The following is a 25,778-nucleotide window of genomic DNA, read 5'->3' on the forward strand; positions in this document are numbered from 1 at the left end:
ACAGAGTAGGCGTGCGTTTCTGAATCTGTCAACACGGAGCCCGCCGAGGGCCGCCCGGACCGGCGCTAGGGTGGAGCCGTGACCCCTCCGCCGACCCGACGCAAACGAGCGACGGTGCACGATGTCGCCGTCGAAGCCGGCGTCTCCCGGGGCACGGTCAGCCGGGTCGTCAACGGCGAGCGGTACGTGTCGGCTGAAGCGCGCGAGGCGATCGAGGCCGCCATCGAGAAGGTCGGCTACGTGCCGAACACGGCCGCCCGGAACCTCGTCATGCAGCGCACCCAGGCCGTCGGATTCGTCGTCCACGAGCCGCACAGCCTGTTCGTCGACGACCCCAACATCGGCAACATCCTGCTCGGGGCGAACGAGGCCCTGTCACAGGCCGACCACCAGCTCGTCTGTCTGGTCGTCGACTCCGAGCGCGACACCGACCGCATCACCCGGTACCTCTCGGGCGGCTTCGTCGACGGGGTGATCATGGTGTCCGCGCGCCAGAACGACCCGATCACGCGCGTCATCGAACGCCTCGGCCTCCCGGCGACCTTCGTGGGCCACCCGCCCGACCTCCGTGAGCTCCCCTTCGTCGGGATCGACAACCGGTCGGCATCGGCCGACATCACGGGTGAGCTGATCGGTGCCGGCCGACGGCACATCGGCATGATCGCGGCAGCCCTCGACCGGGACTCCGGCTCCGACCGACTCGCCGGGTTCCGCGATGCGCTCGGCGACCGCTTCGACGACCGACTCGTCGTGGAGGTCCCGCTCTACTCGCACCAGGACGGCTTCGCCGGCATGTCGGAGCTGCTGCGCCGGGAGTCGGCCGTCGACGGGGTGTTCGCGGCTTCGGACGCCGTCGCGGCCGGAGCACTCGAAGCCCTCCGAGCGGCAGGGCGGAGTGTGCCGGAGGACGTGTCGGTCGTCGGCTTCGACGACTCGGCGTGGGCGCTCCGTTGCCACCCGCCGCTCACCACCGTGCACCAGCCGGCGGCGGCCGTCGGTCAGCGCGCGGCGGAGGTGCTCCTCGCGCAGCTCCGGGGCGAGACGATCTCGCCTGTCGGCTCGTTCGTCCCCACGTCGATCGTGCGTCGCGGGAGCGTCTGAGCCCGTTCATCCGCCCGAATTCGCGCGAACGGACGCCGGTCGATCAGGTCAGACGGGTGGCGACGGCAGTCTGATCGCGGCGCGCTTGGCCTCGTCGAAGGTGTCCACGTGGACCCACTCGGGTGGGCTCGGCGCCACGATGAGGACGTCGTAGCCGGAGCCCTGTGCCTCGACGTAGGCGAGACAGCAGTCTGGCGATGAGGGATCGGCGTCGTTCGAGATCCGCCATTGGCGGTTGCCGATCGGAACGACATGGTGTCGGTCGGTCGCGTCTCGCTGCGGGGCAAAGGGCGGCTCGAGCGACACTGCTGGAGCATGCTTCGTGACCATGACCTCAGGCTACGTCGGCGCACGGACCGGTCCACGAGGCTTGACTTCACAGGTTCACGGCGACGCGCCGTGCGGTGGGAAGACGGTCAGCGCGGTGGCCGGCGCGAGGTCTCGAGCCCCAGCAGGATGAGCGCGACGACGATCGGGCCGTAGACGAACCCGTCGGCGAGCGTCAGTGATTCGCCGAGGAGGAGGACCGCCACGAGGACCAGCAGCACCGGTTCCAGGTAGCTGAGCAGTCCGAAGACACCGAACGACAGCAGGCGACTCGCGCCGAGGTACAGCACGAGGGCGACGCCACCGATCACCCCGAGGAGCACGATCCCCCAGCCCAGCTGCGGGCGCGCGGCCAGGATGGCGAGTGAGGACGGTTGCAGCGCCAGCACGATTGCGACGGGGACGAGGACCGCCAGCTCGAAGCAGAACGCACCGATCGAGTCGAGCCCGGCTCGGCGCCGGATCGCGAAGTACACCGGGTAGCCGAGGGCGACCGCGATGGTCGCCCAGGACAACCCACCGGCCACGACGATCGCGGCGGTGACGCCGATGGCGGCTGCGGCGACCGCAGCGATCCGGAGCGGTGCGAGTCGCTCCCGATGCAGGACGACGCCGACCACGACCATCGCCAGCGGCATCAGGAGGTAGCCGAGCGCGAGTTCGAGCCCGTGCCCCGTCTGCGGTGCCCAACCGAAGAGCCACAGTTGCAGGGACAACAGGAGCCCGTCGACCACGACCACGAGGACGAGGAGCGGACGACGCGCGAGACGGACCGCGATATCGCGGACGTCCCGCCACCACCCGAACACGACGATGAGCGTCGCGAGCACCGGCACCGTCGCGATCACGCGCCAGGCGAAGATCTCGTTCGCTCCGAACGGCTCCAGCAGCGGTGGCAGGAAGAACAGCGCCGCGAACAGGAACGAGGCGACGACGGAGACGAGGACCCCGCGGGGCATCGTCTCGCGATACTCAGGGGGAAGGGCGGCCGTCACGGGTCCTCACCCTATCGTCGCGCGGGCAGCTCAGCTCGCGGCCGACTGGGCGGCCAGGACGAGGGCCTCGGCTTCGCGACGTTCGTCCTCCGTCAGCTCCGAGTAGCCCGATTCCATGAACTGATCGGTCTTCGGCTTCAGCATGGAGTATCGGAACTCGATCGACGGGTGTCCGGTCGTCAGGTCCTCCGCGAACGCGGCGTAGCCGTTGCGGCGGTAGCCCCTGATGCTCGGACCATCCCGCAGGGCGATGCGGAAGCTCTGGGCTGTCCAGCTCGGTCCGATCGAGGTGACGTCGTCGATACGGACGACGCGGGAGCGGAAGGCCGTGTACGCCACCAGGTGCTCATCGAGCACGACGATCCGGTGTGCCGTCACGACGAGGGTGTTCCATGCCACGGCTGCGAGGACGACGAAGGCCACGACCAGGACCGGTACCGCTGACACCAGTTTGTCCTTCGGAATCACGAGGAAGAGGAAGAGCGGCGCCACACAGAGCATGAACACCTGCGCCTTCAAGCCGAACGCGGGAACGTACTTCATGCGTCGCCTTCCGTCGCCAGGTGCATCATTTCGCCCATCCTCACCAGGTGTACGGGTCGAAGGTCCACGTGCCGTCGGTCGACAACACGACGGCACCGTCCACCCACACCTCGCAGTCCTCCGCGGTCACGATGCCGTATTCGCCCGACGCCGAGGCGAACGCGGCGAGGAAGTCGGCACTGCCCCGACGGGTGGTGGTCACGAGGAACCCCGCCGTCGCGGAGTACTCCGAGAACTCGAACTCGGGACCACGGGTCAACAGCCAGGTGACGCCCGACATCTCGTCGCCCTCCGAATTGTCGATCGCGATGGAGCAGCCCTCGGGTTCATAGGACGTCGATGCGATGCAGGCGTCCACGTACGCGCGGACCGCAGCGGTCGCCCCTTCCTGCCCGAGCGCCGTCAGTGTCGGGTACAGATACGCCGTCGGCCTGCCGTCCCATTCGGCCTCCACGCTGGGCACCTCGAAGTCGAAGAAGCCGGTGGTCGAGTCGGCCGCGATGTCGTACTTCCCCGGTCCGACGACGTAGACCGTCGTCTCATCCACCGTGCCCACGTGCTCGCCTCCGACGGAGAGGTCCAGCGCACCGAACCTGACCGTGGGCACCGAGACGGTCGGCAGGCTCGCCGGTTCGATGCGCCACGCACTGAACCACAGGAAGCCGGACGGCTGTGCGCGCAGCGTGAACGCCGTTGTCTGCCGTTCACCGCCGCGCTCGAACGCCACGTCGACCGTGGCGACCCCGTTCTCGGTCCGGGTCGCTCCGACGCGATAGGCCGTCGGGCGGTCGGTCGCGAGCGCGTACCGCTCATCGGTCAGGAGGTCGACGCTGTAGCCGAGTTCGGCGGCGGCGGCAACGGTCCCGTCCATCGCGACGGCCCGTTCGAGGTGCCCGTCCTCCAGTGCGTCGAGATACGGCTGCAGCATCACCGACGGTGCCGTGGCCGCCGTCAGCGACACCGACGCGCCGACCACCCAGGCCGCGGCGACGACGACCGTGGCGGCGATGACACCGCCGAAAGCGACCGGACGCAGTCGGTGCGACGGCGAAGCGACGGGGGCGGCGCTGACGCCGCGGGTGACTGGTTCAGCGGTGTCGGCCGCGCTGACGGTCGGGTCCTCGTGCACCGGGCATCCTTCGATTCCGGGTCGCAGGGAGGAGCTGCCGTCCCGGAACCCGCAGCGCCTCGCGCATCGGGACGGACGTGGCGGAGGACCGCACGCGTTCGAGGCAGCACCGCATCATCTCACCTCACAGCCGCTGAGCACCAGATGCCGCCGCCGCTCACCAGTCGTGGACGGTGCCGTCCGTCAGCCGGTTCACCGGCAGGTACGCCTTCGTGTACTCGAATGCGGCGGCCGCGTCCTCGTCGAGTTCGACGCCGAGGCCGGGCTGCTCGCCGGGGTGCAGGAAGCCGTCGTCGAAGGTGAAGGAGGTCTGGAACACCTCGAGGGTCTGCTCGTTGTGCGGCATGTACTCCTGGATCCCGAAGTTGTGGATGGCGAGGTCGAGGTGCAGCGCTGCGGCCATCCCGATGGGCGAGATGTCGGTGGGGCCGTGGATGCCGGAACGGATCCCGTAGATCGCCGCGAAGTCGAGCAGCTTCTTCATCGCCGTGATGCCACCGGTGTGCGTCACCGCGGAGCGCACATAGTCGATGAGGCGCTCGGTGATGAGGGTCTGGTAGTCGTACACCGAGTTGAAGACCTCGCCGATGGCCAGCGGCGTGGTCGAGTGCTGGCGGACGAGTCGCAGGGCGGTCTGGTCCTCCCCCGGTGTGCAGTCCTCGAGCCAGAAGAGCTTGTACGGCTCGATGTCCTTCGCGAACCGGGCAGCCTCGATCGGCGACATGCGGTGGTGTCCGTCATGCAGGATCCGGAGGCCCGTCCCGAAGTCCTCGCGGATCCGTTCGAAGACGCCCGGCATGTGCGCGAGGTAGCCGGCAGTGTCCCAGGACTCCTCGATCGGTGCCGTGGCTGCCGAGCCGTCCGCCGCGCGCTTCGCCGGCTCGTAGTCGTAGCGGACACCGGGCCCTGAGGCGGACACCCCGTAGACCTGCCCGAGCCCCGGTACACCGGTCTGGACCCGCACCGCGGTGAACCCGAGCTCCTGGTACCCGGTGATCGCGTTGGCGAGCGCCTGGTAGTCCGTCCCCGAGGCGTGGGCGTACGCCCGGATCCCTGATCGGCTCGCCCCGCCGAGCAGCTGGTACAACGGCACCCCGGCCTTCTTGGCCTTGATGTCCCAGAGCGCCATGTCCACCGCGGCGATGGCCGCCATCGTGACGGGGCCGCGCCGCCAGTACGGTCCGCGGTACAGGTACTGCCAGGTGTCCTCGATGCGGTCCTCGTCGCGACCGATCAGCATCGACGCGACGTGGTCGCCGAGGTACGAAGCGACGGCGAGTTCGCGTCCGTTGAGGGTCGCGTCGCCCCAGCCCACGACGCCGTCGCTGGTGGTGATCTTCAGGGTGACGAAGTTCCGGCCGGGACTCGTCACGATGACGTCCGCGCGTTCGATGCTCATGAGGTTCCTTTCGAGGAGGTCGGGTGCCGGTCAGATGGCGTCGCGCGGGTCGGTGAGGTCCCGACCGGCGACCTCAGGCATCCAGATGGACGCGACCAGGGCGCAGAGGGTGAAGACGCCGAGCATGATGATGATCGGGATGAACGAACCGGTGGCGGCGGACACCCAGGCGGCGGCGATGACGGGGCCAGCGCCGGTCGCGACGATCGCGGCGATCTCCCGGGCCATCGCGGTGTAGGTGTAGCGGTTCCGCGCGCCGAAGAGCTCCGGCAGGGTCAGGTTCTCGAGCGACGCGAAGCTCATCACGGCCAGGTTGTGCAGGACGACGTAGCCGACGAACACCTGGACGGTGTCCTTGCTGTGGATCATGAGCATGGTCGGGACGATGATGATGAGCGCGATGATCGCCCACACCATGTACATGCGCTTCCGTCCGTACCGGTCACCGAGCCAACCGGAGAGCGGCACGGTGATGAAGGCGACGAGCGAGGAGACGATGACGGCGTTCACACCGATCGACCGGTCCAGCAGCAGGACGACGGTGATGTAGCTGATGAGGTAGGTCTGGACGAGTCCCGAGTTGCCGGCCTGACCGAACCGCAGCAGGAGCGCGATGCTGAACGCCTTGATCGGCTTGCGGTTCATGGCCTCGAGGGTGCGGAGGTTGCCGGTCTCGGTCGCGAGGGCGATGGTCTCCTGCTTGGTGAGCGCCTTGCCGTCGACGACGTCGTCGCGCTCCTCGAAGACCGGGCTCTCCTTGAGGTTGAAACGGACCCAGACCGCGAAGAGCATGATCACGACGCTGCCGATGAAGGGGATGCGCCAGGCCCAGGCGATGACCTCGTCCTCGCTGAACGCCAGGAGCAGACCGGCCCACAGCGCGGAGGCGAGCAGGGTGCCGCAGTTGGTCCCGAGCGCCACGAGCGACGCGATGATGCCGCGGCGCTTGGCCGGGGCGTACTCGGCGAGCATGACGCCGGCGCCCGAGATCTCGGCACCGGCTCCGAAGCCCTGCGCGATCCGCAGGAGGACCAGCAGGATCGGCGCGAGGATGCCGACCTGCGAGTAGGTCGGCAGGAATCCGATGAGCGTCGTCGACAGGCCCATGAGCAGGATCGTGTAGAAGAGGACCTTGGTCCGGCCGGTCTTGTCGCCGAGCCGGGCGAAGAAGAACGCGCCGACCGGACGGGCGACGTAGCCGACCCCGTACGTCGCCATCGCGGCGACGACGGCCATGGCCGGGTCCTCGTTGGAGAAGAAGAGGTCGGCGAACACGAGCGCGGCGGCCAGCGAGTAGAGCTGGTAGTCCATGAACTCGAGCGCGGTGCCGAGCCACCCGGAGATGGCGGCCCGGACGAGGTCGCGGACGGATCGGCTCGCGGTGGGGTCGCCGGTGGCGACGGACGACTTGGGTTCTGACATGAGGTACTCCTTCGGACCTACGGGATGCAGCGGAAGTGGGTGTGTGCGGTGGGTGGCTCAGAAGGCGAGGAGCACCTTCGCCGAGCGGGACGAGTCCCGCGCGACGGCGAAGGCGTCGACGGCCTCCTCGGCTGGGATGACCTGGGTCACGACGGCGTCGAGGAGATCGCCCTCGGCGAGGAACGCGATCGCGTCGTCGATCTCGGTGGAGAAGCGGAACGCACCGCGGATGGTGAGCTCCTTGGCGAGCATGGGGGCGAGGTTGATCGGGCTGTCGGCGTCGGGGAGCATGCCGACCTGGACGATCGACCCGCCTCGTTTCGCGGCACGAACCGCCTGAGTCAGGGCGACCGGTGCGCCGGAGCATTCGAAGACGACGTCGTAGGACTCGTCGGCGACGGCGTCGCGACCCACGAGGAGGAGCTCACCGGCTCCGACGGTCGCGGCGCGTTCCAGTGCCTGTTCGCGCATGTCGCTCGCCGCGATCCTCGCTGCACCGGCCCGGGCGGCTGCGGCGATCACGAGCAGACCGATGGGCCCTGCACCGATGACGAGGATCCGCGCACCGCGCACGGCGCCGGCCAGCCCGACCGCGTGCATGGCGACCGCGAGGGGTTCGGCGAGCGCCGCCCGCTCGAGCGGGAGCCCGTCGGGCAGGACGCGCACCATCGAATGTTCGACGATCAGGTACTCCGAGGCCCCACCCTGTCGGTGCGGGTCCGCCGCGGCGCTCCCGAGGTAGTCGCCGCCGGGTCGCAGGTGTGGGCGGTCCTCGAGCCCCTGCAGGCTCGGGCCGTATCGCGCCGGGTGCACGGTGACCCGGGTGCCGGGGGCGAGCCGCCCGGAGGGGTCCACGTCGACGACGGCCGAGAGCTCGTGGCCGGGGGTGAGCGGTTCGCGGATGACGTACTCGCCGTTCGCTCCGTTGAAGTAGTAGTGCAGGTCGGAGCCGCAGATACCGACGTACCGCACCCGGAGGCGGACCTCGCCGTCGCGTGGTTCCGGGGTGGGGGCATCCTCCCAGCGGATGTCCTCCGCGCCGTGGATCGCGAGCGTCTTCATCGGTGGGCTCCTGTCGTGGTCATGGGTGCCTGCGAGGCGGCGATGCTGTCGCGGATGGCCGCGTCGACGCCGTGTCGGCGGATGGTGTCGATCAGTTCGCCGACCCGCGAGACGAAGGTCGGCTGCTCGGCGAGGTCCTGCCCGAAGAGGTGCAGCTCGGCGATCACCCGCTGTGCGAGGTGCCGGCCGTCCGTCGACGTTTCCGCCAGCCGGGCGAGCTCCTCGCGGGCCGGATCGACCATGGCGCGCGCGTGCGGACCGGGGTCGAACCCCGGCATCGGGGCGATGCAGGACAGGTAGGCCGCGACCGTGAGGGCGATGAGGTGCGGAACGGATCCGGCCTCGAGCAGGCGGAGGGCGGGTTCCGGGATGCGCTGGCGGAGCTTCACCGATCCGTCGGTGCCCACCTGAGCTGTGCGGTGCCCGAGGGCGTGGTTCGCCCAGCGTTCGAAGAGCTGCCCCTCATACGTGCGGACGTCGACGCCGGACGGGAACCGCACCGACGGTTCGTACTCGTCGCGGAGGATCGCCAGTGCGGCGGATTCGACGGCGGTGTCGGCGATCGACTCCGAGATCGTGGCCACCCCCCGGAGCGCACCGAGGTAGGCGATGAGCGAGTGCGTCCCGTTGAGGAGCCGCACCTTCATCTGCTCGTACGCCCCGACCTCGTCGGTGAACACGGCACCTCCGGCCTCCCAGGCGGGGCGGGCGGCGGCGAAGCGGTCCTCGATCGCCCACATCGTGAACGGTTCGGCGGAGACGGGTGCGTCGTCCCGGACGCCGAGGCGGGCGGCCACGAGCTCGCGCAGTTGCGGGGTCGTCGCCGGGACGATGCGGTCGACCATGCTGGACGGGAAGGCGACCGCGCTGTCGAGGTAGGCGAGCGCTTCCGCGCCCTCGGTGCCGCGCAGTTCGGAGAGGAACGCCCGGACGAGCGCCTCCGTGCGAGCGCCGTTCTCGCTCAGGTTGTCGCAGCTCAGGATCGTGATCGGCGCTCCACTACCCGAAGCCCGCAACTGCAGACCGCGGGCGAGCTGGCCGATGGTCGTCTGCGGGGCACCTCCCCGGAGGTCGGCTGCGATCAGCGGGTCGTTCAGGTCGAGGAGGCCGGTCGACGGCGAGGCGCTGTAGCCGTGCTCCGTCACGGTCAGCGTGACGACCCGGATGCGGTCGTCCGCGAGGGTGCCGACCACGCGCTCCGGATCCTCCGCCGCGACGAACGCGTCGGTGTGCACGGCGGGCACGGAGAACGAGGCCCCGGTGGGTGAGATCTCGGCGACCGTGTAGCGGAGATCCTGCGCCCGCATGGCGTCGACGACCGCTCGGGACCGGGATGCGACACCGACGATGCCCCATTCATCGCCGCCCGCGCTGAGCGCAGCCGCCGTGTAGACGGCCTGGTGCGCTCGGTGGAAGTTGCCGAGACCGAGGTGCAGGATGCCGGCGGCGGACGGTGCCGGGTGCTCCGGACGCGGGCCCGAGCCGGCGCCCAGTCGCGGCGGCAGGGCCGTCATCGCCGAGCCTCGGGGCTCTGCGTCGTCGGCTGGAGGAGATCCACGTCGATCATCATGAAAGCGATTCTGAATGGTTTGTACAAAGTTTGTCAAGTAGTTTCATGGCAGCACGATGCCGCATCATGAGTACACCCGACCCCGCAAAGGATCAACCGTGACCGCCACCCTCACCGATGTCGCCCGTCACGCGGGCGTCTCCATCGCCACCGCGTCGCGGGCGTTCGGCGAGCCGGATCGCCTTGCGAACGCGACGCTCGAGCGGGTCCTCACGGCGGCGGCTGACCTCGGATACTCGAACCCGAACGGTTCGACGGCGGAGAAGACCTTCGGCGTCATCGTCCCCGACATCGCCAGCCCGGTCTACGCGACCCTCCTGAAGGGCGTCCACGCGCAGGCCTGGCAGGGACGACACCGCCCGGTGTTGTTCGACACCGATGAGGACCTGCATCGGGAGCACGAGCAGCTCGAACTGGCGCGGAAGCTCAACGGGATGCTCCTCTGCTCGCCGCGGCTCCCGGACGACGAGATCCGCGCGCTCGTGGGCGACACCCCGGTCGTGGTGGTCAACCGCATCATCGACGGCCTGCCCTACGTCGTGATGGACACCGAGAGCGGGCCACGGCAGGCGGTCGAACACCTCGCCGCACTGGGTCACCGACACATCGCCTATGCGGCCGGTCCGAAGCACTCCTGGGCGGACCTCCGCCGTGGCGACGCAGTCGCGGCGGCATGCGAGCAGCTCGACATCGAGTTCACCCGCCTGGGCCACCAGGCGGCCTCGATCCAGGGCGGCCTCGCCGCAGCGGCCACGATCGTGGCGAGCGGCGCGACGGCGGTCATCGCCTACAACGACCTGGTCGCCCTCGGCATCGACGCCGGGATCACGTCGATGGGCAAGCGCTGCCCCGACGACCTCAGCATCATCGGCACCGACGACATCGAGATGGCGTCCATCCGCCAGCCCGGTCTCACCACCGTGCGGCTCGCGATCAACCGGTGCGGGTCGTTGGCGGTCGAGGTGCTGCTCCAGGCCATGGCCGGAGGGTCACCCCGTTCGGTCGCGAGTCTCGACTCGCAGCTCATCGTGCGCGATTCGACCGCAGCCCCGCGTCGGGACTGACGCGGCGGACGGCAGCTCCGCCGATCAGCCGACGTCCCATCGGTGGAGCCGAGCGGCCGCGAGACCCGACACGAGCGCGCACGCCGCCATCAGGCCCCAGACCACCGCGAGCGGCACGGGCTGAGGGCCTTGGGAGATGGTCGCCTCGAGCGCGCCGACGATCCAGGTCGTGGGCAGGAGCCGGCAGAGACCGGCGACCCACTCCGGAAGGATCGCGAGCGGGAAGAGGGCCCCGGACGTGGCGAGAGCGAGCATCGGCAGCAGGTACGCGAGTTGCATGGCGATGTCCGGGTTCGACAACCGCGCCGCGAGGAGGTAGCCGAAGCCGAGCAGCATCGCGCCACCGAGCAGGATCGTGCCGGCGATCGCGACGAGGTCGGAGAGTGGACGGGTGGGCACCGTCCAGGCGGCCAGGGCGATGATCACCGCGGCCTCGACGACGACCAACCCCACGCGGATCGGCAGGTGTCCGAGCAGATAGGCGTCGCGACGGGCCGGCGAGGTCGACAGCGCCCGCAGCAGGCCAGTGCTGCGATGCCGGACCAGCGGCACCGTGGTGAGCATGAAGGCGATCGCCATCGATCCCGTGCTCGAAACGAGCGGGAGGGCGCGCTCCAGCACACCGGCAGGCGTACCGGACGCCGTCGCCACGAGGGCGTCCACACCCCCGAGCAGTCCGATCAAGGCGAGGAAACTCGCCACGAGTGCGATGATCGAGCGCGGGTCCCGGACGAGGTCGCGCGCGTGGGCCGCAGCGAAGCTCCGGACCTGCGCTGGGAACGCAGGCGTCGTGCTCATGGGCTGTGGGCCCGGTCGCCGTCGGCTGCGGACGTCGGCCGATTCGCGAGATCGATGAAGAGATCCTCGAGCGACCCGTGCGCCACTCGGAACCCCCGCGGTCTGAGACCGGTGGAGAAGGTGAGTCGGCGCAGCACGGCGTCGGGGTCGTCGGTCACGATCCCGACCAGGCTGACGGCGCCCTTCGCCGTCACGGTGATCTCGCCGGGGATGTCGTGGGAACGCAGCTCGTCCGCGGTGGTCCGGCCGGGGACCTCGAAGGTCACCGTGGCCGTCGCGGCGTGTTCCCGGACCAGGGTCTCCGGCTCCCCCGAGGCGGCGATCGAGCCGTCTACGAGGACGGCGATCCGGTCGCAGACCTGGGTGGCCTCGTCCATGTGATGCGTCGAGAGCAGGATCGTGGTCCCGCGTTCCTGCTGGCGCCGGATGATGCCCCAGAGGTTCCGTCGGGCCTGCGGGTCCAGTCCGGCCGACGGCTCGTCGAGGACGACGATCTCGGGATTGCCGATCAACGCGATGGCGATCAACAGGCGACGCTCCTGGCCACCTGAGAGGTGCTTCACGCGCACGCGCTGTGCCTCCCCCAGATCGAGCTCGTCCAAGACCTCCTCGGGACGCCGCACGTCGCGGTAGAACGACGCGAAGAGGTCGAGCGTCTCCGCGACCGTGAGCGTCGGGAACAGGGTGGCGGCCTGCGGCTGCACCGCCATCCGCTCGGTCACGTATCGGCGGTCGACCGACGGGTCGCGCCCGAGCACCCGGACGGTTCCGTCGGTGGGACGGCGGAGTCCGACGATGGTCTCGAGCGTGGTGGTCTTCCCGGCGCCGTTCGGTCCCAGCAGCCCGAACACCTCCCCCGCGTGGACTCGGAGGGAGACGTCGCGCAGGACGCTCCGGTCGCCGTAGCGCTTGCTGAGCCGGTCGACGGTGACGACCACTCGGTCCGCTTCGTTCATCGTCGTCCTCCAGACGGCGGGGCATCGTGTTCACCCGGGAAGAAGATCTCCTCGATCGGGCGGGAGAGCAGTGCGGAGACCCGGAACGCCAACGGCAGGGACGGGTCGTAACGCCCGGTCTCGAGTGCGTTCACCGTCTGCCTGGAGACGCCGAGTGCTTCAGCGAACTGGACCTGGGTCCACCCGCGTTCGGTGCGCAGGGCGCGGACGTCGTTCTTCATCGGGTGGCCCGGAAGGAGACGACACCGATGGTCACGCCCCAGACCGCCATCCCGCCGATGAACACCCACCATTCCGGCTGGGGGACGACGACACCGGCGGTCGACAGGAACACGACCGCGAGGCTGATCAGCATCGCCGCACCGAACCCGATGGCGAGACTCAGCACGATCACGCCGCGCTGCAGTTCGTCGACGCGGCGCACGTGTCGGATGAGTGCGATCACGATCCACACCACCGGCACGAGCGGGACGAGTGCGACCGCGACGGCTGCGGGCGATCCCGGCTCGGTGGGGAACAGCTCCGGCAGGAAGAGGAACGTCACGAGGAACCCGACGGCACCGGCCGCGATCTCCCACATGTATCTACGGGACGCACGACGCTCCTGCGGTGTCGATCCCCGTGTCGTGTGCTCGTTCATGCAGCCACCTCTCGTTGCGTGTCGGACATCGTGGTCGCCCGCCCATCACGCTCGGACTGATCCCACTCGAACCACCGCACGGCGAGCACGCCTGCTGCGACGGTGACGAGCGACATGAGCCCCCAGAGCGCGGGGACGGGGAGGAACGGTTCGGCCCCGGTCAGTGAGGCACTCGCGGCGGCGACGAACCAGGTGGTCGGCAGGCAGTTCATGGCGACCTGCACGGCGGCGGGAAGGATGGACTGCGGCAGGAGCCCACCCGACGCGAACACGAGCCCGATCGTCACCATCACCATCGTCTGTTGTGTCGCCTCGGCGTTCCGCGATCGCGCGGCGAACACCAGCGCCAGAGCGAACAGCATCGCCGCTCCGAGGAGGAACGAGACCCCCAGGGCCAGGAGGTCCACACCGTCGACGTACCTGCGCCAGACCGCGATCCCGGTCGTCAGCACCAGGATCCCCGCCGCCACCAGCGCGCGCAAGGGGAGCTGCGCGAGGAGGAAGGTCGACCGGCGGAGCGGCGTCACGCCGAGCAGCCGGAGCAGCCCGCGCTCCCGCATCGCCACGAGTGGGACGGTCGTGCCGATGAACGCCAGGCTCGCGACCCCGACCAGGACCACGATGCCGAGGTTCTCCTGGAGCGGGTCGATCTTCACGTCACCCTCGTCGTCCATCACCGTCACCCCGTGGGCCGGGACGCCTGCGTCGCGCATCCCTCGCCAGATCGGGTCCCATGCAGCCTGGTCCGCAGCGTCGAGCACCACCAGGGCGCGCCCCTCGTGCACGGTCACCCGCGTGTTCCGATCGGGGTCGTCGGGGGCGACCACCTGCACACCGGCCCGCTCGAGCGCCGACGAGACTCCCGGTTCGTCCGTGTCCAGCGCTGCGACCGGAGCAGGGCCCAGGACGACGAACGCGAGCCACATGGAGACGTAGATCACGAGGATGATGCCGGTCATGAACCACATCGAGATCCCGGTGAGCGGGTTCCTGAGCACGTCGCGAGCGCTCATCGACGCCAGCCGCCGGAACGCGGCGCCGCCGCAGCGGGCCGACCTGTCGTTCGTCATCGTCGGCGCATCTGGACGATCGAGTCCGAAATGACAAGGAAACCTGACATACGTCAAGCATGCTTGTCATCCGGCGACGTGTCAAGCTTCCTTGGCAACGACAGGCACGGCAGGATGGGATCGTGCTGAACCGACTGGGTCTCCTCCGTATGACCGGCCGCGACCCCGGCGAGGGGCACCGGGTGGCGAGCCCGTTGGAGCTGCTCTTCGACCTCGTGTTCGTCGTCGCCGTCTCCCAGGCCTCGCAGAACCTCCACCACGGGATCGTCGAGGGTCACGCGGCGGAGACGACCGTCTCCTACGCGATGATCTTCTTCGCCATCTGGTGGGCGTGGATGAACTTCACCTGGTTCGCGTCCGCGTTCGACACCGATGACTGGCTCTACCGCATGACCACCATCGTGCAGATGGGCGGGGTCCTCGTGCTCGCCGCCGGCGTGCACGACGCCATGGTCGACGGCGAGTGGGCGATCATCACCATCGGCTACGTCATCATGCGACTGGCGATGGTGGCGCAGTGGCTGCGACTCGCGTTGTCGGATCCGGAGCAACGCGCGGTGGCCCTCCGGTTCGCGATCGGGATCAGCCTCGTGCAGGTCCTCTGGGTCGCGCGACTGGCCCTTCCGGTGGAGGGGCAGTTCTGGACCTTCTGGCCCGCGATGCTGCTCGAGGTGCTCGTGCCCGTCTGGGCGGAACGGGTCCACCGCACGCCCTGGCACCCGCATCACGTCGCCGAGCGGTACGGCCTGTTCACGCTGATCCTGCTCGGCGAGAGCCTGCTCGGTTCGGCGAACGCCATCATCGACGCGGCGAACAGTGACGAGCGGATCGACGGGCTCGTCGGCCTGGCCGTGGCAGGCATCGTCCTCGCCGCCGGGATGTGGTGGATCTACTTCAGCCGGGAGCAGGGGGGTCGCCTGGCCTCGTCCCGCCAGGGGTTCGCCTTCGGGTATGCCCACTACGTCGTCTTCGCCGCCGCCGGTGCCGTCTCCGCGGGGATCGAGGTGGAACTCGACCTGCTGACCGAGGCCAGCGAGCATCTCCCAGCTGCCGACGCCTCGTTCTCACTCACAGTGCCGGTCGCCGTGTTCATGGTCGCGGTGTGGTTCGTACTCCTCCGCGGGCGGATCTCCACCGGTGCCTCCGCGCTATTCCTCGGGGCGGCCGCGGTCGTCCTCGCCTCAGCGGCACTCCCGATCGTGACCGTGCTCGGGACGGCCACGGCGGTCGGTGTCGCGGTCGTCGTCCTCGAGGTGCAGCGCGTCCGTGAACGACGGGAACCGGCTCGCTGAACGACCCCGGAAACGACGAACGCCCCCGGTTCCTCGGGGGCCTTCGTGTCACATTCACTGGTGGGAGGGTTCATGAAATCCGCGATCCCAGTCGGGAGCGGGGCTCGCAGAAGGGGGTTTTTGGTGCTTTCCACGCTAAGCCCCCCGATTTTTCCGCGATGCCCCGGAAACCCTTGAGATTCCGCGGATCTGAACTTGCCTGCGCGCGCCGCCAAGAGCCCGGGCTCGCCACTGCGACAGAGCAACCTTCACTGCTGCCGGCCCCCATCGAGCTACTTACTCCGCAGGAATTACCCGGGAATCCCTCATCGACCAGGCTCGCGCGCCTCGAGATTTGTTCGATATCGCCACGGCACGCACCCCGCACGGGAGCGAGTACACGCCCACGGACGGGGAGCGGCCGCCGACCGTTATTCCGCTGCTGACGGGTACGCGATCCTAGGCCCATGGGAGCAACGCGGCTTCTCGGTCATGACGCTCATACCCTGGGTCGTGTGTTCATGCTGCCATGAGGGTTGCCTTCACGCAGGAACGTGCTGCTGCGTGCACAGTGTCCGATAGAGCTCGCATCTGTCGAGGAGCTCGTCGTGCGCTCCGACGTCCACGATGCGTCCGTGCTCCATCACGATGATCTTGTCGAAGTCGCGTACCTCCGCCAGACGGTGGGAGGCCATAACGATGGTCTTCGCCTGCGCACGCTCCCGCAGCAGCGACGACAGTCCCTCGGCGGAGATGGCGTCAAGGCTCGATGTCGGTTCGTCAAGGAGCAGCATCTCTCGTTCAGAGAGCAATGCTCGGGCAACACCCAGCCGCTGCCGCTCACCTCCTGAGAGGTTGCTACCTGACACTGCGACAGGTCGGTCGAGGACGTCCCCGCCTATACTGGCGAACAGCCCCACGTCCGCCAACGTCTGCAAGAGCGCACTGTCCGGAAGGCCGCGGTGCTCGATGTCGAGATTGTCTCGAACGGTTCCTCCCACCGGCGGCGAGTTCTGCGGCACCCACGCCATACGAGCTCGGTAATCGCCGAGCGGGCCGTCGTGAGCCGGCACTCCACGCATCCGTATGGTGCCACTGCTGGGTTCGTAGAACCTCTCGAGAAGAGCGAACACGGTGGACTTCCCAGACCCGGACGGGCCCACGAGAGCGACGTGCTCACCGTCACGGATCGTGACATCGAGCGGCCCGATGCGAGTCGCCGACCCGGCCGACGCTTGCGGATACTCGAAAGTAACGCTCTCGAGTTCGACGAGCACCTCACCCGCGCACCCCAAGTCGGCGTGAGTGTCATCCGACAGGAGATCGCTCTCTTGCGGCGCGGAGACAATTTCATCGACGCGGTCTATCGCCGCAAGTCCCGTCTGAATGCTCACGAACGTCGAACCGACCTGAGAGACCGGTCCGACCATCATCATGAGGTACATCATGAACGCGATGAGCCCTCCGAGTGACAGACTGCCCTCAGCGACTCGGACGCCACCGAGAGCAAGTGTGACGATGAGGAGCGCTTGGGTGGCGAGGGTCATGACTGGTTGCATGTATGCACCCAACCGCGCCACCTTGATTGCGTTCGTCCTGACGTCACTGGCGTCGGCTGCGATGAGGGCAAGCTGCTGTCCGCCCACTCCGTAGGCTCGGATCAGCGGTAGCGCAGTCAGCGTGCGTTCGAAGCTGCCTGCGAGCGTCGCGGTCGCCGCCTGAGTTCTCCCGGACGCTGAGCGCACCAGTCGCCCCACGACGGTGGACAGCACCGTAGCAACAACGGTGATCACCAACGAGAGAGCGAACAGAATCGGGTCGATGGTGGCCATGAGGACGGCCGCGACCGCGAAGGTGACGACCGCAGCGAGGAGTTTGAATACACCCGTCGTCAGAACGGATGATGAGGCGGCGGTGTCGGAGATCATTCGAGAGAGGAACTCACCCTGTGGCACCCGTTGCACGCGACTCATTGGCAACGACACGATGCGTGCCGACACGCGTGTCCGCAGTTCGAGGATGAGGTCGTGTGCGGTGCGAGCAAGAGCATACGACTCCACCCCGGCGAGTAGCGCCTGAGCGACAACCACCGTAGTCAGGATCAGCACCGCAGGAAGCGGCGCTGACCCGGAAGTCACGGCATCGAACATCTGTTGCAGCAGCAACGGTTGGGCAAGCCCCAGCCCCGCTCCCACGAGGGACAGCGCCACCAGTCCTCCGAGTCGCCAACGATGGCGTCGGATGAAGTCTCGGAGGGTGTTGCTTCGGATCATCGCTGGGTGTTCCTGGTCGCGACCACTGCGGCGATGAAAACTGTGGCGGTGAAAAGGAGACCCATACCCACAAACGTGAGAGCGATGTCGCCCCATGGAATGGCGCCGACAGCGGTGGCCATCTTCGTCGGGTCTTGCGCGAGATATCGCCATGCAATGAAGGCGAACGCGCCGGCAAGCAGCACACCGCTGGACACGATGAGAACGAGGGCTTCTGAGAGCAGTGTGCCTATCGTCCGAGCGCGGGATATCCCGAGCAGGCTCAGGAGTCGGAACTCGCCCCGGCGATTCATGACGGACGCGGTGAGGCCTTGGATCATGGCGACGATGGCGAGACCATAGATGGTGCCGAACAAGGCGATGTTTCCGGTGGCAGCGTTGCTCTGGCGAAGTTCGACACGCGTCTGGATGAACTCGTCTTTCGTCATCGTCGGGGCGAGGTCGTCGACGCGCGCGGTGATGTCGGAGACGGCGGCGGAGTGCGCACTCACGAACACACGGATGTCCCACACCTCCGGGTCCAGGGTCCGCAGCATCTCCCAGTCGACGAGGAGTCCGGTGTAGATCCGGGAGGTGATGACGGCGGCGACGGTGAGGGTGGCCGTGGTTCCGCTCGGTGCCTCGACCGTGACGGTGTCTCCGACCTTGTCGCTCTCCCGTGTGGAGACGACGGCCGCGCCACCGGCGCTGTCGAAGTCGCCTGTTGTCACGTCCGTCTCGAAGACGTCCTGGTAAGCGTCGAGGTCTACGAAGTTGAAAACGGTGAGGAAGGTGCCGTCCGCGCGCCCCTGTTCGATGAGCCGGGTAGTTGCTGCGGAACGTACGACCGCGTTCACGCCCTGCATATTCCCGATGTCGCCGGTGACGGTGTCGGCATCCTTGACGGATGACGGCTCGACGATGAGGTCAGCATCCAGCTTGGAGTGATAATCATCCTGCATGGTTGCCTGATCAGGCCCTGCACCGATGGCGAACCCGCCCATGACGCCCATCAGGATGAGCAGCGGGAGGACGTTGGATGCGAACCGTTGCGAGTCGCGGGAGGCGCGCTGCGCGACGAGGACACCCGAGCCGCCGATCAGGGGCCTGAGGAGCCAGCCCAACGCTCGCGCGACCACCGGAACGAGGACTGGTGCAAGTGCGCCGAGGGGGAAGATGATCAGCAGCGGGACGATGATTGAGGCGACAGGGTTCTCGCTCCCGGTGTCCGGCATGAAAATGAGGAATGCGGCGAGCCCGACGACGGACGCGGCTGCGATGACGATACGAATCGCGCTCATCTTCTTGCCCTGTGTGCCCGTCGCAGACGCCTCGAGAGCGGCGAGAACATCGTTGGTCTGCTTGGAGCGAAGGCTCAACCACGCGGCGACCATAGAGCAGAGGATCATCCCTCCCGCGACCAGGGCCAGAGTGAGGACCGGGAAACCGAAATCCACCCGCAGAGTCTTCCCGAACACGCCCACGGCCTGGAGCAGGAGATAGAAGGGGTGGGCGAGCAGCCCACCGATGAGGACACTCGGGATCACGACCAACGTGGCGAAGACGAACGCCTCACCGGTAACCATCACGCGAACGCGCAACACACTCGCTCCTGCGAGACGAAGCTGGCCGAGTTCTCTGCGCCGCAAGGCGAGCATGTTCCGGAAGCCCAAGTAGACCAGCACGAGTGCGATCACCACCGTGGTGAAGCACATGACCTGCAGGATGCCCTGCGATGCGCTGACAGCAGCCCGAACGACGCGGGCATCGAACTCCGACATCGAATCGATCCGGACCGCCTGCCCGCTTGCAAGGCCGGTGAACAAGACCATCTCCGCAGTCGCGACGACCGTGGCGATACTGAGAAGGATGGCGACCCCGACATACGCCGCTCGATGGCGACGCACAAACCCCAGAGAGACGGGCAGCTGCTGAGCCACAGTCATCGCGCGGCGCTCTCCAGCCCCGTCATGCGAGAGCTGACGGCCTCCGCAGTCGGGGCGTCCATCGTGTCCACGAGTCGCCCGTCGACAAGGAACAGGACCCGGTCGGCGTATGCAGCGATCTGGGGATCATGAGTGACCATGACAACAGAAGTGCCGACGTCCCGGAACCGACGAAGCTGGTCCATCACCAGGAAACCGCTCTTGCGGTCCAGCGCTCCAGTCGGTTCATCGGCGAAGATCACGCGCCTGGTCTGAGCGAGGGCGCGTGCGATGGCCACGCGTTGCTGCTGCCCACCGGAAAGCTCTGCCGGGTACGACTTGACCTTCTCAGAGAGCCCAACGTTGGCCAGGGCATTCACGGCCTGCTCACGCGGTATCGCCGCTCCCCCAAAGAGGGAGGGCAGTGTGACGTTCTGCAACGCTGTCAGAGCATCGATGAGGTTGAAGCTCTGAAAAATGAAACCGAATTCGTCACGTCGGAGAAGATCGAGCTGACGTTGCTTCGCGGTGGTCAGTTCCGTGGCGTCGAAGGTGACGGCTCCCGCTGACGCGCGGATGAGACCGGCGAGGCAGTAGAGGAGGGTGGACTTCCCGGAGCCAGACGGGCCCATGATGGCGGTGAAGGAACCAGGCTCGAATGTGCAGCTGACACCGTCAAGCGCGAGCGTCTCCACCCGCCCGTTCGAGAACGTGTGCCCGAGTCCGGTTGCTGTGAGCATGTGCTGCCCTTTCGTAGAAGAAGCGTGGGACGCGCGTCGCCGCGCGCCCCACACGTCCGTGTATCAGTTCGGTCCGCAGGAGATGCTGATACCGCTGTTGTCGCCGTCACACCACATGCTGATGCCGGATCCGAAGACACCGACCTCAGGCCCGGACTCGTTCGACAGGCCCTGCAAAGAAAGCAATGCGCTCATTGTGTTCACCTCCTTCCATGTCATCGTCAAATGGTCTGGGAAGAGTCACCGGGAACCAGTCGTCCGGGTTCTCTTCGAATAAGGCGAGGAGCGCGCCGACGTAGCCGGCAGCTCCCGTGGAGTAGTCCGCGGAGAGGTGGTATCCGTTGTCTCCGAGCATCACCAGCGCGTCAGGGTCGCTCCCACGGAAGAGGAAGTTCTCGGCGGTGAAAGACATCAACCGGACCCGTTCGCTGCCCCCATAAGAGAGCGGAGCGGACAGGAGCGCGCAGGCGATGCCAGCAGTCCCCCGAAACAGGCCGCCGTTCATGCTGATGATGCCGTCGACCGTCTGAGCGAGTCGTGCGATCTCGTCCCGGTAGTGGGTCGGCGCGCACTGTGCGAGAGTGAACGCGATCCCCGCGGCACCCTCCGACAGGTAGCCGTAGGAGACACGCGAGTAGTCCACACGAAGGGTCCCGTTGTCCGCTGCGGTGAGCTGCTGCAGCTCGCGCTGGAAGCAGAGGTGCATCAGGTGATCCCAGGAGGCGTCCCCGGTGACTTCCGCGAGCCGGCGGCAGACCATTCCGACACCCGACCACCCGTCGAACAACCCGATGGTGTTACCGGTTTCCGAGTGAGGGCTACGGAGGTCCCCTCCGCCTGTGACACGGGCGGCGAGCAACGAGGCGTATCGGTCGCGCATGTCGCGAGCGGAGTCTGTGTCCGCGAAGGCAGCATCGCACAGAGCGAGGATCGTGCCTGCCAAGCCACTCCGCACGGATAGGTCATGTCCGGGGTCGGCGCTTACCTCTCCAGCCGCGAGGATCACTTCGGCACTTGCAGTGTCGCCGAGCTGGGCGAGTGCGGCCGCGATGCCCACGGTTCCGCGGAGGAGACCGTGAAACGGAATGTCGTCCACTTCTCGAAGGCGCGCGCTCAACCACCTGTGGTCCTGCGTGACGTCGCGGCCGGCTCTTGCGAGCATGAGGATCACGCCTGCGGCTCCCGTCTCGATGTTCAGCAAGGCGCTGGCTCCGTCTGCGAACTGTGTCGCGTCCCCGGGGAATCGGCGGGGTCCGTCACGTCGGGTTCCTTCGATGCCGTTGCACACCTGCTCCAAGACTTGTCTACCTGGAGTCACAGCAAGGCCTGTGGCGTGGCGGTACGGGTGCGACGTTGCCATCGCGTCCGGGGGCACAGCGTCGACCAAGGTGTTGACGACGTTCGCGACGTCTTCCGGGAATTGCTCCGCAACCTTCTGTGCCCGGTAGGTCAGCACGGACGGGTCGAACGCCCCGGCCAGCGACGGCCAGAACAAGTGCAGGACAACGGCAGCGAGCGCGTACCTGTCGCGGTCACGGTTCGAAGTCTGCGCGTGGGGTATGAAGCCCGGGGTGCCGATACTGCCGACCGCGGAGTCATCCATCTCACGGGCGGCTTCGAGGTCGATGAGTCGGACACGGTCGCCGTCGACCAGGATGTTCTTCGGCTGCAGGTCGAGAATGCTCCAGCCTGCATCATGAATCTGATCGACCGTGGTGATCACCTGCCGGGCGAGTGGCAGAGCTCGTGCAGCGTAGTCGGCGAGGACAGTCTCCTCCGTGCTGAACGGATAGTTGCTGGCTGCCCAGGACTGGAGCGTGAGCCCGGGAATGTACTCCTCGACGAGAAACTCATGCTCGCCGATAACCCGGTACTCGATGGCATTGACGACGGCGCCCACGCTGGCGAGCTGCTTCAGAGCCCGGTGTTCACTCCGCAGCCGCGAGGTCGCGTCGGTGGAGTCCGAGCTGTACGCCGACCATCGCCGCGCCTCCTTCAAGACCACCTGACTCGATCCGGCGTCAGCAAGGTACACACCGCCGGCATTGCTGAAATGCAAGCTGGAGCGCACGACGTACGGATGCAGAAGTTCTTCCAACACCCCCGGCGTCGGACTGAGTCGCTCCTCGACAAGTTCACGGATCAAGGCCGGGGGATCAACGAAGCTCGGCAGCGTGAAGACGGCGGCGCGACTGTCGTGAACTTTCTCTCCGTCTGGGCTCTGAATGGCGTAGCCCGCCGAACCGTCCGCATGCTCGAGGCGGTCCAGGAAGAAGGCGCCGTAACGGAAGTAGACGGGACTCTCGCCGAACTTCACATCCGACAGAATGTATGGGCCGTCGAATCCGCGAAGAGCCTCATCGAACAGTGGCAGGAGTTCGCAAAATTCTTCATCGGTGCGGGGGAAGACAGTGATGAACTTGCCTGCCGACCCACGGTTGGCGTACTTCATGCTGGTTCGGCGCAGTTCGGTCTCGTCAGAGAGGTACTTGAAGGGGACACCACGCTCGACGCAGATGTCGCCGACGGTGCGGAGCGCGTCTCGCGCCTGCTCCGGGCGAGTGCTGACGTGTACCTTCCACCCCTGGCGCGGGAGAACGCCACCATCGTCCGGGTGAAGCGTCGCCCATGGGCCGAACTTCGAGAGCGACCAGGTGGGGGGCGCGGGGTGTGAGAAGTGGCGACCCGATGCAGCGGTGGTCGACTGTTCGTAGTACGCCTCGCCGGGCGTGCAGTGCTGCAACCGCAGCATGGAGTGATTGCGGTACATCAGGCCTCACGTGGCTGACTGGTCCGGGCGACCCGCACCGGCTTTGTCGCTGCGGCCCCGAGCGTTGACGATGCCTGACATCGGCTGTCTGTCATGGCATCTCCTTCCGCTGCGTTCCTGGCTGACTCCTCCTGGCGGGTGGCGCCTGACGTCCATCGAATCTCAGCCCTGAGCACCCGCACGATGGGTCCTGCCCTACTCTTCGAGGTAGGGCTGGCTATACCTTTCGGTGCCGCTGGCGATGCCCGGCGTGGGGGATCCCTAGGCTGGACCCATGACGACGGCGAGTCACGTGTGGAAGGCGATGAGGTTGCCCCCGTGGCGCTTCGTTCTCAGCCGCTGGCCGTGGCGGGCACTCATCTACCTGATGCTGAGTGTGCTCGTTGGAGCAGCTCTCGTCCCGCTTGTGATCTTCACATTCCTACTGTTGCCGTTCTGGGGTCTCGTCCTCGGATCCATGGAGCGCCGACGCACACGCCTTCTCGGGTTCCCCGTGCAGATGAGCGACCACGCCACGGTCGATGCCAGCGAGCGTCACCACTGGATCAACATCCGCCTCACAGAACGTGCGACGTGGCGCGAGGCACTGGCGCTCATCTGGGACCTTGTCTGCGCCCTCCTCGCACTCATCGTGCTGTTTTTCGAGACCATCACACTTCTGGCGCTCGGCATGGTCGCTGCCGCCGGTATCACCGGACCCACACCGACCCAGTTCTTCGGAGACGCCGAAGGGGTCATGACCCCCACAAACTGGTGGCCAGTCGCGCTCATCACCCTCGTCGTGCTGATCCTGTTCGGCTACATCAACGCGTGTCTCGCAACTGGTCAAGCATGTGTGTTGCGACTCCTGTGCGGGCCGAAAGCACGCGGCGTCGACGCGAACATCCAGCGTCTCATCAACTCGCGCCGTGCTCTCGCCGAGTCGTCAGACGCGGAGCGCCGTCGCATCGAACGGGACCTGCACGACGGCGTACAGCAAGAACTCATCGCGCTCGGCGCACGACTCGGGATGATCGGCCTCGAAGTGGACGAGCTCGCCGCGAGAGGCACTGACACCACTCAGCTATTGCGAGCGGTCGACGAAGCCCAGGTTCAGGCGGAGCATGCGATGACGACCCTCCGTGACACGGTCCGCGGGATCCATCCTTCAGTACTCACCGATTACGGACTCCGCGCGGCCCTCGAGGAGCTCGCTGAGCGCAGCCACCTTCGAGTGACCGTCGAAGGGAACCCCAGCGTTCACCTCCCCGCCGCACACGAGACCACCGTCTACTATCTGGTCGCAGAGGCCCTCACGAACATCGCCAAGCACGCATCCGCCTCCTCCGCCGTGGTCGCCACCGGCACCGATGGCAAGACGTTCATCGTCACCGTGACCGACAACGGAACAGGCGGTGCCGACAAACGGAACGGAACCGGACTACGGGGACTCACCGAACGTGCAGAGGCTCTCAACGGTCATCTGAAAGTCACAAGCCCCGCCGGCGGACCCACCGTCCTGCGAATGGACCTCCCCCTACCCGAAGAAGGGAACGCCTTACATGCGAATACTGATCGCTGAGGACTCAGCGCTACTGCGTGAAGCACTCATCGCTCTGCTCGAGCGGCTGGGCCACACGGTGGTGGGCGCCGCCGAGACGGCACCCCAGCTGGAGGAAGCGTACGCGCGACTGGACAGTGCTCCCGACATCATCATCACCGACGTCCGCATGCCACCCGGGAACAAGGACGACGGCCTGCAGGCCGCCCTTCGCATCCGGGAGCAGCACCCGCACCAGCCGATCCTCGTCCTTTCGCAGTACCTCGCGGACATGAACGCCCGCCGTCTCCTCACACTGCCCGAAGGGGCCGTCGGGTATCTGCTCAAGGACCGCATTAACCGGGTGCGTGACTTCGCCGGCGCACTGCAGAACATCGCCAGCGGGGGGACGACTATCGACCCTCATGTGGTCCAGCACCTCCTCAGCAGCGCACACCCCGGCCCGTTGGATACGCTCACGCCACGGGAGATCGAAGTCCTCATTCTCATGGCGGACGGCCAATCAAACGCCGCCATCGCCGAGAAGCTCGTGCTCAGCGACCCCGCGGTCGGTAAGCACGTCGGACGCATCTTCCAGAAGCTCGGCCTGAGCCCCGTAGATGAGAACCGGCGTGTGAAAGCAGTGCTCACGTACCTGCAAGCATCACGTACCCCCTGATCTCCCCGACAGCACCGCAGAAAGAGGCACGATGTTCCTGGAAAGACTCACGCCGTCATCTTCAGCGATACTCGTGGGGAACCGCTGAGTGGAAGAAGGCCTACGGTCAGCGCAACCAGGTCGAGTCTGTGAACAAGGGCATCAAGCACAGGAAGAAGTTCTCCGCCACGAACCTGGCTAATGTTCGGCCGGCAACAGTCGGCGCGCTCGCACCTCCCGCGTAGTCCGAACGACTCGCTCGCAATCGAAAAGCAAGACCGAACAACCCCTCAAGAGGCTATTCGTCGTGGACACAGAACGCGGCGAGCGCGGATCCGCGCTCACGAACCACGCTGAGGCCCGAAAATGAAGCGGCGGTTGCCTCGATTTTCACCGAGGCAACCGCCGAACTCGCATTTCATGAACTGATTCGCGTTTTTACGTGAACCCGCCCTGGTGCGCGAGGCGGGACTTGAACCCGCACGCCCTTTCGAGCACTGGCACCTGAAGCCAGCGCGTCTGCCAATTCCGCCACTCGCGCGAGACACCAGACGTCACCGCTCTCGC

Annotated in this window: 22 protein-coding genes and 1 tRNA gene; 5 read left to right on the forward strand and 18 right to left on the reverse strand. The window is 67.1% G+C overall.

Going from position 1 to position 25,778, the window contains the following annotated elements; genetic code table 11:
- Positions 1-78 precede the first annotated feature (78 nt).
- The gene (locus ACQ3HE_RS11675) at positions 79-1,101 is read left to right on the forward strand and encodes a LacI family DNA-binding transcriptional regulator (protein ID WP_430892881.1); all 1,023 of its coding nucleotides are present in this window, start codon (positions 79-81) and stop codon (positions 1,099-1,101) included.
- A 48-nt stretch (positions 1,102-1,149) separates the two neighbouring features.
- On the opposite strand, the gene ACQ3HE_RS11680 is transcribed toward ACQ3HE_RS11675, so the two are convergent.
- The 8 genes from ACQ3HE_RS11680 to ACQ3HE_RS11715 all read right to left on the reverse strand — a co-directional run bounded on the left by ACQ3HE_RS11680 (position 1,150) and on the right by ACQ3HE_RS11715 (position 9,492).
- The gene (locus ACQ3HE_RS11680) at positions 1,150-1,431 is read right to left on the reverse strand and encodes a hypothetical protein (protein ID WP_430892882.1); all 282 of its coding nucleotides are present in this window, start codon (positions 1,429-1,431) and stop codon (positions 1,150-1,152) included.
- 86 nt (positions 1,432-1,517) lie between these two features.
- Positions 1,518-2,387, reverse strand: a complete 870-nt coding sequence (gene rarD / locus ACQ3HE_RS11685) for an EamA family transporter RarD (protein WP_430892883.1) — start codon at positions 2,385-2,387, stop codon at positions 1,518-1,520.
- Positions 2,388-2,453: 66 nt separating this feature from the next.
- Entirely contained in the window at positions 2,454-2,966 is a 513-nt protein-coding gene (locus ACQ3HE_RS11690; RefSeq protein ID WP_159876547.1) for a hypothetical protein, read from the reverse strand.
- A gap of 40 nt (positions 2,967-3,006) precedes the next feature.
- Positions 3,007-4,095: a hypothetical protein gene (locus ACQ3HE_RS11695; protein ID WP_430892884.1), complete on the reverse strand. Its 1,089-nt coding sequence runs from the start codon at positions 4,093-4,095 to the stop codon at positions 3,007-3,009.
- A gap of 157 nt (positions 4,096-4,252) precedes the next feature.
- Complete coding sequence (gene manD, locus ACQ3HE_RS11700) at positions 4,253-5,494, reverse strand: D-mannonate dehydratase ManD (protein WP_430892885.1); 1,242 nt, start codon at positions 5,492-5,494, stop codon at positions 4,253-4,255.
- Positions 5,495-5,524: 30 nt separating this feature from the next.
- Positions 5,525-6,916 carry an MFS transporter gene (locus tag ACQ3HE_RS11705; RefSeq protein WP_430892886.1) on the reverse strand — a complete coding sequence of 464 codons (1,392 nt, stop codon included), beginning with the start codon at positions 6,914-6,916 and terminating at the stop codon, positions 5,525-5,527.
- 57 nt (positions 6,917-6,973) lie between these two features.
- Positions 6,974-7,978, reverse strand: a complete 1,005-nt coding sequence (locus tag ACQ3HE_RS11710) for an L-idonate 5-dehydrogenase (RefSeq protein WP_430892887.1) — start codon at positions 7,976-7,978, stop codon at positions 6,974-6,976.
- Positions 7,975-9,492, reverse strand: coding sequence for a mannitol dehydrogenase family protein (locus tag ACQ3HE_RS11715; RefSeq protein ID WP_430892888.1), 1,518 nt, complete (start codon positions 9,490-9,492; stop codon positions 7,975-7,977). The genes ACQ3HE_RS11710 and ACQ3HE_RS11715 overlap by 4 nt, the downstream gene beginning before the upstream one ends.
- A gap of 154 nt (positions 9,493-9,646) precedes the next feature.
- Between ACQ3HE_RS11715 and ACQ3HE_RS11720 the strand changes: the two genes are divergently transcribed.
- On the forward strand, positions 9,647-10,612 hold the full coding sequence (locus ACQ3HE_RS11720) for a LacI family DNA-binding transcriptional regulator (protein ID WP_124767854.1): 966 nt from the start codon (positions 9,647-9,649) through the stop codon (positions 10,610-10,612).
- Positions 10,613-10,636: 24 nt separating this feature from the next.
- Here the strand turns inward: ACQ3HE_RS11720 and ACQ3HE_RS11725 are convergent, their stop codons facing one another.
- The 5 genes from ACQ3HE_RS11725 to ACQ3HE_RS11745 are packed head-to-tail and all read right to left on the reverse strand — an operon-like array spanning position 10,637 to position 14,076.
- Positions 10,637-11,410: an ABC transporter permease gene (locus ACQ3HE_RS11725; protein WP_430892889.1), complete on the reverse strand. Its 774-nt coding sequence runs from the start codon at positions 11,408-11,410 to the stop codon at positions 10,637-10,639.
- A complete protein-coding gene (locus ACQ3HE_RS11730) occupies positions 11,407-12,366 on the reverse strand; it encodes an ABC transporter ATP-binding protein (protein WP_430892890.1) in 960 nt (319 codons plus the stop codon). The genes ACQ3HE_RS11725 and ACQ3HE_RS11730 overlap by 4 nt, the downstream gene beginning before the upstream one ends.
- A complete protein-coding gene (locus ACQ3HE_RS11735; RefSeq protein WP_079704339.1) occupies positions 12,363-12,587 on the reverse strand; it encodes a helix-turn-helix transcriptional regulator in 225 nt (74 codons plus the stop codon). Before ACQ3HE_RS11735 ends, ACQ3HE_RS11730 begins: the two co-directional genes overlap by 4 nt.
- On the reverse strand, positions 12,584-13,006 hold the full coding sequence (locus ACQ3HE_RS11740) for a hypothetical protein (RefSeq protein WP_192018859.1): 423 nt from the start codon (positions 13,004-13,006) through the stop codon (positions 12,584-12,586). Before ACQ3HE_RS11740 ends, ACQ3HE_RS11735 begins: the two co-directional genes overlap by 4 nt.
- Positions 13,003-14,076, reverse strand: a complete 1,074-nt coding sequence (locus ACQ3HE_RS11745) for an ABC transporter permease (protein ID WP_430892891.1) — start codon at positions 14,074-14,076, stop codon at positions 13,003-13,005. The genes ACQ3HE_RS11740 and ACQ3HE_RS11745 overlap by 4 nt, the downstream gene beginning before the upstream one ends.
- Before the next feature lie 122 nt (positions 14,077-14,198).
- On the opposite strand from ACQ3HE_RS11745, the gene ACQ3HE_RS11750 reads away from it, so the two are divergent.
- Positions 14,199-15,368, forward strand: coding sequence for a low temperature requirement protein A (locus ACQ3HE_RS11750; protein WP_430892892.1), 1,170 nt, complete (start codon positions 14,199-14,201; stop codon positions 15,366-15,368).
- Between the two features lie 521 nt (positions 15,369-15,889).
- On the opposite strand, the gene ACQ3HE_RS11755 is transcribed toward ACQ3HE_RS11750, so the two are convergent.
- From ACQ3HE_RS11755 to lanKC, 4 genes are all read right to left on the reverse strand, one after another.
- A complete protein-coding gene (locus ACQ3HE_RS11755; RefSeq protein WP_430892893.1) occupies positions 15,890-17,557 on the reverse strand; it encodes an ABC transporter ATP-binding protein in 1,668 nt (555 codons plus the stop codon).
- A 59-nt stretch (positions 17,558-17,616) separates the two neighbouring features.
- Positions 17,617-19,545, reverse strand: a complete 1,929-nt coding sequence (locus tag ACQ3HE_RS11760) for an FtsX-like permease family protein (RefSeq protein ID WP_430892894.1) — start codon at positions 19,543-19,545, stop codon at positions 17,617-17,619.
- Complete coding sequence (locus ACQ3HE_RS11765) at positions 19,542-20,264, reverse strand: ABC transporter ATP-binding protein (protein ID WP_124767847.1); 723 nt, start codon at positions 20,262-20,264, stop codon at positions 19,542-19,544. Before ACQ3HE_RS11765 ends, ACQ3HE_RS11760 begins: the two co-directional genes overlap by 4 nt.
- A 145-nt stretch (positions 20,265-20,409) precedes the next feature.
- Positions 20,410-23,016, reverse strand: coding sequence for a class III lanthionine synthetase LanKC (lanKC, locus tag ACQ3HE_RS11770; protein ID WP_430892895.1), 2,607 nt, complete (start codon positions 23,014-23,016; stop codon positions 20,410-20,412).
- Positions 23,017-23,308: 292 nt separating this feature from the next.
- Between lanKC and ACQ3HE_RS11775 the strand changes: the two genes are divergently transcribed.
- Complete coding sequence (locus ACQ3HE_RS11775) at positions 23,309-24,595, forward strand: sensor histidine kinase (RefSeq protein ID WP_430892896.1); 1,287 nt, start codon at positions 23,309-23,311, stop codon at positions 24,593-24,595.
- Positions 24,576-25,232, forward strand: a complete 657-nt coding sequence (locus ACQ3HE_RS11780) for a response regulator transcription factor (protein ID WP_411557290.1) — start codon at positions 24,576-24,578, stop codon at positions 25,230-25,232. Before ACQ3HE_RS11775 ends, ACQ3HE_RS11780 begins: the two co-directional genes overlap by 20 nt.
- Before the next feature lie 433 nt (positions 25,233-25,665).
- On the opposite strand, the gene ACQ3HE_RS11785 is transcribed toward ACQ3HE_RS11780, so the two are convergent.
- Positions 25,666-25,752, reverse strand: a tRNA-Leu gene (locus ACQ3HE_RS11785).
- Positions 25,753-25,778 lie beyond the last annotated feature (26 nt).

Origin of the sequence: Plantibacter auratus, from assembly GCF_050587365.1 — a bacterium.
GTDB lineage: Bacteria > Actinomycetota > Actinomycetes > Actinomycetales > Microbacteriaceae > Plantibacter > Plantibacter auratus.